Below are 8,838 nucleotides of genomic sequence, written 5' to 3'. Positions count from 1 at the left end.
CAATATCTGCGGCATTCAGACAAAGCATGGTAAGAAAACTGACAACACAGAAACAATTACCATAGAAACAGAAAGCGGTATTAAATCCCTTCTTCTCTATAAACAAAATGGTAAAGTTACATCTGTAACTGTTGATATGGGAAAACCTGAATTCAAACCAGAGCTTCTTCCAACAACACTTAAAAGCTCAGCCATCGACAGTAAGGTCTTTGCAAACTGCTCTGATGAAGAAAAATCTTATCTTCCAAAAGAAGCCATCATCAATCAGGATCTTAAAGTAGAAAAAACAAGCTACAAAGTAACCGCCCTTTCTGTAGGAAATCCACATGCAGTAATTTTCAGTAAGTTTGTAGACAAGGAAGCTCTTGAATACATTGGTCCACTTATTGAACATCACAAATGTTTCCCAGAAAGAACAAATACAGAGTTTGTACGTATCGTAGGACCTAATGAAATTAAACTCAGAACCTGGGAACGTTCCAACGGCGAAACCTTGGCCTGTGGAACAGGAGCCTGTGCAGCAGCAATAGCGTCTGTCCTTAACGGCTACTGTCCTGTAAATCAGGATATTACAGTAGAAGTTAAAGGCGGAACCCTGCTGGTTAAATACACCGGCAAAACAGTTTACCTTACCGGAAACACCATAATGTGTTACGAAGGTGAGATAGAAATTTAAAATTATTTAAAACTAATTTAAGATAAGCAGCTTTTAAGTGTAAAATCTTAAGGGCTGCTTTTTTATTTTAAATAAAAATTCATCACATTTAAAAGTCCATGTTATAATGAAAAAATGCAGAGTTTAAAAAATTATAATCCGACTTATTTTTTAGATGACTTCAAAGGAACATATTATTCCGGAGAATGGCCGACATTACCGGAAATTTTTACCATTACCGTAAAAAGGTTCGGCAGCAGGAATGCTTTTACCGACTGGGATACAGACGATAATTCCAAACGAACCTATTCCTATGAAACAGTCTACCAGCAGGTACAAAATCTTGCTCAATGGATGATTGAAAAAGGAATTGTAAAGGGAGATAAAATTGCCGTCACCGGTAAAAATTCTCCTGAGTGGGCTACGGTTTATCTTGCTGCCCTTTTTGCTGGTGCAACAATATGTCCTATGGATTATGCACTGCATGAAAATGAGCTGGAAAACCTTCTTTCAACTGCCTGCCCTAAAATGCTTTTCGTAGATACAGAAAAGTTCGACTATTTCAATAATAAAAAAAATAACTATTCAGTTTTTGCCCTTAACAGAAAAAATCAAAATTACGTTTATACACTTAAAGCCAGTAAAGAAATTCAATTAAATCAAATGCCTGCAGAAAATGATATTGCGGCAATTCTTTTTACAAGCGGAACAACAGGAAAACCAAAAGGAGTTATGCTCAGTCATAGAAATCTTGTAAGTGATGCTTTTATTGCCCAGTACAATATGATTATCAACGAACAGGATGTTTTCTATGCCCTTCTTCCTATTCATCATGCCTATACAATGCTTGCAGTTTTTATTGAATCAATTTGTATTGGTGCAGAAATTGTATTCGGAAAAAGCATGGCTGTTTCCAAACTTATGAAAGAACTTAAGGAAGGAAAGATTACCATGCTGCTTGGAGTACCACTTCTTTTTAACAAACTGGCAGCAGGAATACTTAAAGGCATAAAAGAAAAAGGACCTTTAGTAAACGCCCTTATGAAAATCCTTATGGAAGTTTCATACCTGATAAAAATATTTACAGGAATAAATATAGGACATAAACTTTTTGCTCCGGTACTTAAACAGGCAAATATTAATACTATAAGAATTGCTATTTGCGGTGGAGGCCCTTTAGCTAAAAGTGTTTTCAAACTCTACAACAAAATGGGTATAGATTTTGTTCAGGGATATGGCCTTACAGAAACATCACCAATTATTGCCCTTAATCCTGTTCAGCATTTTAAGATTCAAAGTGTAGGACAGTATTTTGCCGGTCATATGGAAATGAAAATCCTTAACCCAAATGAAGATGGTGTTGGAGAAATCTGTGTTAAAGGTCCTATGGTCATGCAGGGTTATTATCACATGCCTGAAGAAACAACAAAAATGTTTACAGAAGACGGATGGTTTAAAACAGGGGACCTGGGCTGGATTGATAAGGAAAACTATCTTATGCTCAGCGGAAGATGTAAAAACATGATAGTCACCGAAGGCGGAAAAAATGTCTACCCTGAAGAAATAGAAGATTCATTCCAGCTGGAAACAGATATTCAGCAGATTACAGTTCAGGGGTACATTGCCAACGAAGATAAAAAATCTGAAGAACTGGAAGCTTTAATCTACCCTTCCGATTCACTCTTTGAAAAACTTAACATTAAAAGGGAAGACAATTCTCCTGCAGCCAGCGAACAAATTTACAAGACAATTTCTAACATTGTAAGCAAAATAAACAAGGAACTTCAGCCTTACCAGAGAATTACAAAAATTACAATTCTGGAAAAACCTCTGGAAATGACAACAACTATGAAAGTAAAGAGAAACTATAAAAAGTAAGTTAAATTCTTAAAATAGACTAAACTTTTACTTTTCAGAATGTTAAAATTAATCAGTGCTTATGAGCATAACGGAGGAAATGATGAAAATCAAACAAATCGCAAAAAGCGTAACTGCTGCTTTACTCGTTGCAGCCGCCCTGCCTGTCTTTGCAAAAGGTTCTGAAAACCAGCCTAAAACAAACGACAATGATGTTGTTATTCTTTATACCAACGACATTCACTGTGGTATCAACGGAAAAATCGGTTATTCAGGACTTGTTGCCTACAGAAATCAAACACTTACCCAGACACCTTATGTTCTCACTGTAGATAACGGTGACGCAATTCAGGGAGAAGCAATCGGTTCAATTTCAAAGGGAAGCTATGTAATAGATATAATGAACGAATCCAGCTATGACCTTGCAATCTTAGGAAATCATGAATTTGATTATGGCATGCCTCAGCTTGAAAATCTCATTGCTAAGGCTAAATTTACATATATAAATACAAACGTAACTTACGACGGAAAAAATAAAACTTCCTTTGTAGACCAGACAGTTCCATACGTAATCAAAGAATTTGGTTCAGTAAAAATTGGTTTTATCGGTCTCTGTACACCAACAAGTATTACAACTTCTACACCAACTTACTTTATGGAAAATAATAAAATCGTTTATGACTTTAACGATGGTAAAAAAGGTAAGAAGCTTTACAAAATCACACAGAAATACGTAGACCAGTGTTATAAAGAAGGTGCTGATTATGTAATTGCCCTCTCTCACCTTGGAGACGAAGGAGTTCCAGAAGCTGTTTCTTCAAAAGCTCTTATTGCAAACACAAGCGGTATTAACGTAGTACTTGACGGACATGCTCACAGCGTAATCCCAAGTGAAGTTCTTAAAAACAAAAAAGGTCAGGATGTAATCCTTACTTCAACTGGAACAAAATTTGAATACCTTGGAAAGCTTACTCTTTCTAAAGACGGAAAATTTACATCAGAACTTATTGATCAATCATTTAAGGGTAAGGACAAGAAGATTCAGGATTACATTAATTCAATTATGAGTGCCTACAATGATGATCTTAAAAAAGTTGTAGCAACCAGTGATGTTGCACTTTCTATTGCTGACGAAAACGGAATCCGCCTTGTACGTACCCGTGAACTTCCAATCGGTAACTTATGTGCAGATGCTTATCGCTCAATATCAAAATCAGACATTGCATTTGTAAACGGTGGTGGTATCCGTACAGATCTTCCAAAAGGCGATATTGCTTTTGAAGACATTCTTAAAGTACATCCATACGGAAATACCCTTACAATGGTAGAAGCAAGTGGGCAGCAGGTCCTTGATGCCCTTGAATATTCAGTACACAGAATGCAGGCAGAAACTTCTGCAGATGGAAAAGCCCTTGGTGAATTTGGTGGATTCCTTCAGGTATCAGGAATCAAATTTACAGTTGACCTTTCTATTCCAAGTGGTGTTGTTACTGATGACAAAAATATGTTTGTAAAGGTTAAAGGTGAAAGACGTGTAAAAGATGTATACGTTTTTAAGGACGACAAATGGGTTCCTCTTAATGCAAAGAAAACTTACACAGTTGCAAGCCATAACTACATGATCCTTAACTACGGTGACGGTTACACAATGTTTAAAGATAACAAACGCCTTATCGACAGAAGCATGTCTGACTATCAGGTTCTTATGACATACCTTGTAGACGTTCTTAAAGGAAAACCTTCTGCACAGTATTCAGAATCACAGGGACGTATCACAATTAAATAATTCAAATGACAATTTAAAATAAGAAAGCGGCAGCCGTGATAAATAACAGCTGCCGCTTTTTTTTTAAGCAAAATCTATTAACCAATATGCTTGGTTTTCTTAATTGTAGCATTAAAGAATTTTATAGAATCAATTCTTTCTGTTACAGCTTTAAATCCCTTAAAATATTCAGGATTATTAATAAGCTTAATAAAATCGTCAAACAAAAAGCTGGTATCCAGTGGACCTGAACAAGCTTCCGGGTGAAACTGAACACTAAAGGCCGGGAACTTTTTATAAACAATACCCTCGCAGGTACCATCATTTGTATTTACAAAACTTAAAACTGCACCGGCAGGAAGTGAATCATTCTTAACAGCATAACCATGATTCTGTGAAGAAATATAAACCCTTCCAGTAGCAAGATACTTAACAGGCTGGTTTGCACCACGATGACCATACTTAAGTTTCATAGTCTGTGCTCCGGTAGCAAGTGCCAGCAGCTGATGTCCAAGACAAATTCCAAAAACAGGAACCTTTGCTTTAATAAGCTTTTTTATTTCTGCAATGATACCCACATTTTCTGCAGGATCTCCAGGACCATTGCTAAGCATTACACCATCAGGATTAAGGGCAAGTATTTCTTTAGCAGTATAAGAACTTGGAACAGTTACAACCTCTGCCCCGCGCTTAAGAAGTTCACGACGAATATTTGCTTTTGCACCAAAATCCCACAAAACAATCTTTTTACCCTTACCATCTTTCATGGCAATTTCAGGATCATTTTCTTTAGTACCATCAGCCTTTACAGGAACAAAACGGTATTCTGCAGATTCAGCAAAAACTACATCAGCACTTTCTTCAACACCAGTGGCTGAACCAGTTACGCTTTCAACAGCATTTTCAATTTTAAAGGATTTGATTTTTTTAAGAAGTTTTGTTTTTTTAGAAGAATCATTAAGGGAAGAATAAATTTCAGCAGCTTCAGCAGAATCACCGCTTACAATCATACCGTTCATTACACCAGCTTCCCTAAGAACTTTTGTAAGGGCCCGGGTATCAATTCCACAAAGACCAATTATTTTCTGCTCTTTAAGATAGGAATCAAGATCTCCGCCACACCTGAAGTTCGATGGAGCTTCACAGGAAGATCTAACAATATAACCACGAAGATTGCATTTTGAACTTTCAAAGTCCTTAGGAATAATACCGTAGTTACCAATTAACGGAAAAGTCTGTGTTACAATCTGTCCAAAATAACTTGGATCAGTCAAAGTTTCGATATAGCCATTCATACCAGTTGTAAAAACAGCCTCACCAATAACTATGCCCTCTGCACCAAGACTCTCGCCTTCAAAAACCTGTCCATTAGCCAGGACCAAAAAAGCTCTAGTACCTTTCATACTAAAACCATATTTTACAACTTTTTAAGACTTCTGCCACTGTAAATTTCGGTACATTTTTTCCGGAGCTGCCCTTAAAAGTAAACCGGCTTTCCATGGCTCCGCTTTGCTCCGGTCTTCCGCTCCGCTACAGACTTGCAGGCAACCATTCCAATCCGGGCTGGTACTTTTATTCAAGCTTATCTTTTTAAGGTTCTTAAATACTTTTTATGTTCTTCTTTTACCCTAAAGCTTTCTATTGCTTTCTGAATAGTTTTATTATGAGTCCAGACATCAAGTTTTTTATCTTCAAGAAACTTAAGGGCAGTATCATACTGTTTTGCAAGAGCCGTAGCAAAATACCAGGCAATCATCATTTTTACATAATATTCTTCAGACTTAACAGCTGCTACTTTTTCTGCAAAGGCAGGTTCAAATTCTTCATCAAGAAAATGCTGCATCAGCATACCTATAGCAAACCTTACCGTATAAGTCTTTTTTGAATTAAGCCACCTGTCTATATAAGGCAGTAACTTCCTGCAGTCTTTCTTAAAAGCTTTAGGGAGCAGCTGATCACAGGTGGCCCAGTTATCTATATAGGGTAAAAAATCTTCTACCCTTTTTATACAGACTGCAAAATCCTTTTCTTCCGACAGAATAAAAGCATGAAGCTGATTCTCATCATAATAATGATGTGGAAGAGCCTGCAAAAATTCTTCAGTAGAATCTTCCCTTACAAGATCTTTTGCAAACTTACGTAATACAGGAGTTCTTATTCCTATAATTTTTTCGCTATCAATTCCAGGAATAAGATTTTTATGAAATTCCCTGTACTTTTTATCCTGCAAAGAAAACAAAGATTTTACAATCTGTTCAATTGTCATTTCAAATAACCACCATAGCACCAGCCCTGTAAGCCGGCCTTTATGTCTTTACCTTCAGAATCTTTTGCACCAGATTTTACTTCTACTTTAACCCAGTGAGATTCATTTCCGTCAATATTATCTTTTTTACCAACCTCTACTATTTCTACCTTTGTTCCGGCAGACATTGTTGTAAGGACATTGCTTGAAGTTTCTTCTCCTTCACGAAGACGAAGGTTTTCACTTGCAATCATCTTCTTAGTTCTTCCCATAAGAGCTGACTTACGATCTGTATTGTCTACAATATCATAAAGCCAGACATATCCTTCCAATGTCTCAGAATCTTCTGTATAAACAGGAATCATAAATCCCACAACACCCATGTTCTTATAAGCAACAGGCTGAATACTTTCATTAAATAACATTTTAACTGAATCACCTGAAGCTAAATCAGATTTTACGGTAAAATTTTTATTATCATTTGTTTCATATAATTTTGCCTCATCTGAAATAACAGTATAAATAAAATCTCCTCCGAATTTATAATCTGTAGCTAATACTATTCTGTTTTCAAGTTTTGTAAGATCAAATACCTGTAATTCATAAGATATAGGTCCCATCATTTTTGAAATACGACAAACACAATAATTTCTGCTATCAATTGAAGTGATTTCGGAAGAAGAGCTTGAATCTTCAGTTCTATGTTCGTTGATATAAGAACCAATATATTCAATTCTTCCACTTTTAGTTAAAACTTCAAAAATTGCAGTTTTTTCTGTACGACTATCAAAAACACCATCACCTGGATTTGTTTCATATTTTACGTGAATTGCACTGCATCCTTTTTTAGCTTCAATTGTTGCACTCTTAATAAAACCTTTTGATACCTTATACTTATCAACAGATGGAACAAAGAAAAAAGCCCCTTTATTTTTTCCTTTAACGACTTCTATATATGCATTAACCTGATTTGATTCAAAATCTCTGTTTTCAGATTTTCTTTCATAATAAAGGTTTACTGCTAAATCACCTTTTTCACAAAGTTTTTCTACGCTTAAATTATCATTGTTAAAATCTTTTTTGTAATTAAAGTCTTCATAAGAGTCATTTTCATAACTGATATCATAAAACCTTAAAACTGATGTCTCAGGAATTTTTCCATTAAAGCGTTTAAAATTGTTGTATTCCTGACCACAAACAAATGATGCACACATTGAAGCTGTTAATAAAGCAACAGCAAACTTTCCAGATTTTTTCATTCCGGCTCCTCTTTTTTTGTGTTCCTGATTTTTAAAAATAAAATTCAGGATATTTTTAAAACTGAATAATTTAGATAAAAATCTACAGACAATGAGAAGATAAATAACTGTTTTGGTTTAAATTACTGTCCCCACACAAAATCTGTTATATTCAGATTAATCACGTATTTTAAGATAATTTTATATTTCAAGTAAAGATAGTAAAAATAAAATTCCGGAAACGACATTTCCTAAAACTTAATAAATTTTAAGATTTTTCATATTTTTCTGGCACTAATAAACACTGTTAAATTCGGTTTAGCTCATCTTTAATTTTTTGAAATTTTCGGCTACTGTTTTTTTATGAGCAAATCACAATTAACTACTTTATGTTACATAGAAAACCAGGACTCCTATCTTTTACTCCACAGAACTAAAAAAGAAAACGACATTAACCACAATAAATGGATTGGTGTCGGGGGCCATTTTGAATTTGGAGAAAGCCCGGAAGACTGTCTTCTTAGAGAAGTTTATGAAGAGACAGGTCTTACCCTTACTTCCTATAAATTCCGGGGTATCGTTACCTTCCTTTCTGATGATGATCCTGCAGAATATATGTGTCTGTATACAGCAGATTCTTTTACAGGAACTATTAAAGAATGTGACGAAGGAAATCTTGAATGGATTAAAAAATCTGACTTCCTTAAACTTGAACACTGGCAGGGAGATGTTATTTTCCTGAAACTGCTTCAAAGTAATGAACCCTTCTTTTCATTAAAGCTGATTTATAAATCCGGAACTTTAATCAATGCTGTCCTTAACGGAAAAGAAATAGCATTCTAATTACAAGGGGTATATAATACTATACATAATTATAGTGATATATACCCCATCATTTTCTTTCATTTTTCTTCTATATATATGTATTCTGTACCCCTACTTTAAGACCAAACAAATTTTCTGTATCTTCTTAAGCTTGAATTTTCTGATTTTTAGGGGATAAGTCGTATCATTGCAATTAAAAATTCATGAACAAATATTCCCTGCCGCAAACCACCTATGACTAAATTCCTTACAA

7 protein-coding genes are annotated in these 8,838 nt (G+C 35.2%); 4 read left to right on the top strand and 3 right to left on the bottom strand.

What is annotated here, in order from left to right:
• From dapF to K6D58_RS03570, 3 genes are all read left to right on the top strand, one after another.
• Window positions 1-676, top strand: a 676-nt coding sequence (dapF, locus tag K6D58_RS03580; RefSeq protein WP_296827687.1) for a diaminopimelate epimerase, incomplete at its 5' end; no start/stop codon positions are given.
• Window positions 677-790: 114 nt separating this feature from the next.
• Entirely contained in the window at window positions 791-2,533 is a 1,743-nt protein-coding gene (locus K6D58_RS03575) for an AMP-dependent synthetase/ligase (RefSeq protein WP_296827685.1), read from the top strand.
• Between the two features lie 82 nt (window positions 2,534-2,615).
• Entirely contained in the window at window positions 2,616-4,298 is a 1,683-nt protein-coding gene (locus tag K6D58_RS03570) for a bifunctional metallophosphatase/5'-nucleotidase (protein ID WP_296827682.1), read from the top strand.
• Window positions 4,299-4,375: 77 nt separating this feature from the next.
• Here K6D58_RS03570 and K6D58_RS03565 read toward each other — a convergent pair whose 3' ends face one another.
• The 3 genes from K6D58_RS03565 to K6D58_RS03555 all read right to left on the bottom strand — a co-directional run bounded on the left by K6D58_RS03565 (window position 4,376) and on the right by K6D58_RS03555 (window position 7,781).
• Window positions 4,376-5,680: a carbamoyl phosphate synthase small subunit gene (locus tag K6D58_RS03565; RefSeq protein ID WP_296827679.1), complete on the bottom strand. Its 1,305-nt coding sequence runs from the start codon at window positions 5,678-5,680 to the stop codon at window positions 4,376-4,378.
• A gap of 179 nt (window positions 5,681-5,859) precedes the next feature.
• The gene (locus K6D58_RS03560) at window positions 5,860-6,543 is read right to left on the bottom strand and encodes a DNA alkylation repair protein (RefSeq protein WP_296827676.1); all 684 of its coding nucleotides are present in this window, start codon (window positions 6,541-6,543) and stop codon (window positions 5,860-5,862) included.
• Window positions 6,540-7,781 carry an SH3 domain-containing protein gene (locus K6D58_RS03555; RefSeq protein ID WP_296827673.1) on the bottom strand — a complete coding sequence of 414 codons (1,242 nt, stop codon included), beginning with the start codon at window positions 7,779-7,781 and terminating at the stop codon, window positions 6,540-6,542. Before K6D58_RS03555 ends, K6D58_RS03560 begins: the two co-directional genes overlap by 4 nt.
• Before the next feature lie 342 nt (window positions 7,782-8,123).
• Between K6D58_RS03555 and K6D58_RS03550 the strand changes: the two genes are divergently transcribed.
• Window positions 8,124-8,603 (top strand): NUDIX hydrolase, encoded by a 480-nt coding sequence (locus K6D58_RS03550; protein WP_296827671.1) that lies wholly within the window; start codon window positions 8,124-8,126, stop codon window positions 8,601-8,603.
• The last annotated feature ends 235 nt before the right edge of the window (window positions 8,604-8,838 follow it).

The organism is Treponema sp. (assembly GCF_024696245.1).
GTDB lineage: Bacteria > Spirochaetota > Spirochaetia > Treponematales > Treponemataceae > Treponema_D.
Note: the sequence above shows the minus strand (reverse complement) of the source record. Positions and strands in the feature narration are given on the sequence as shown.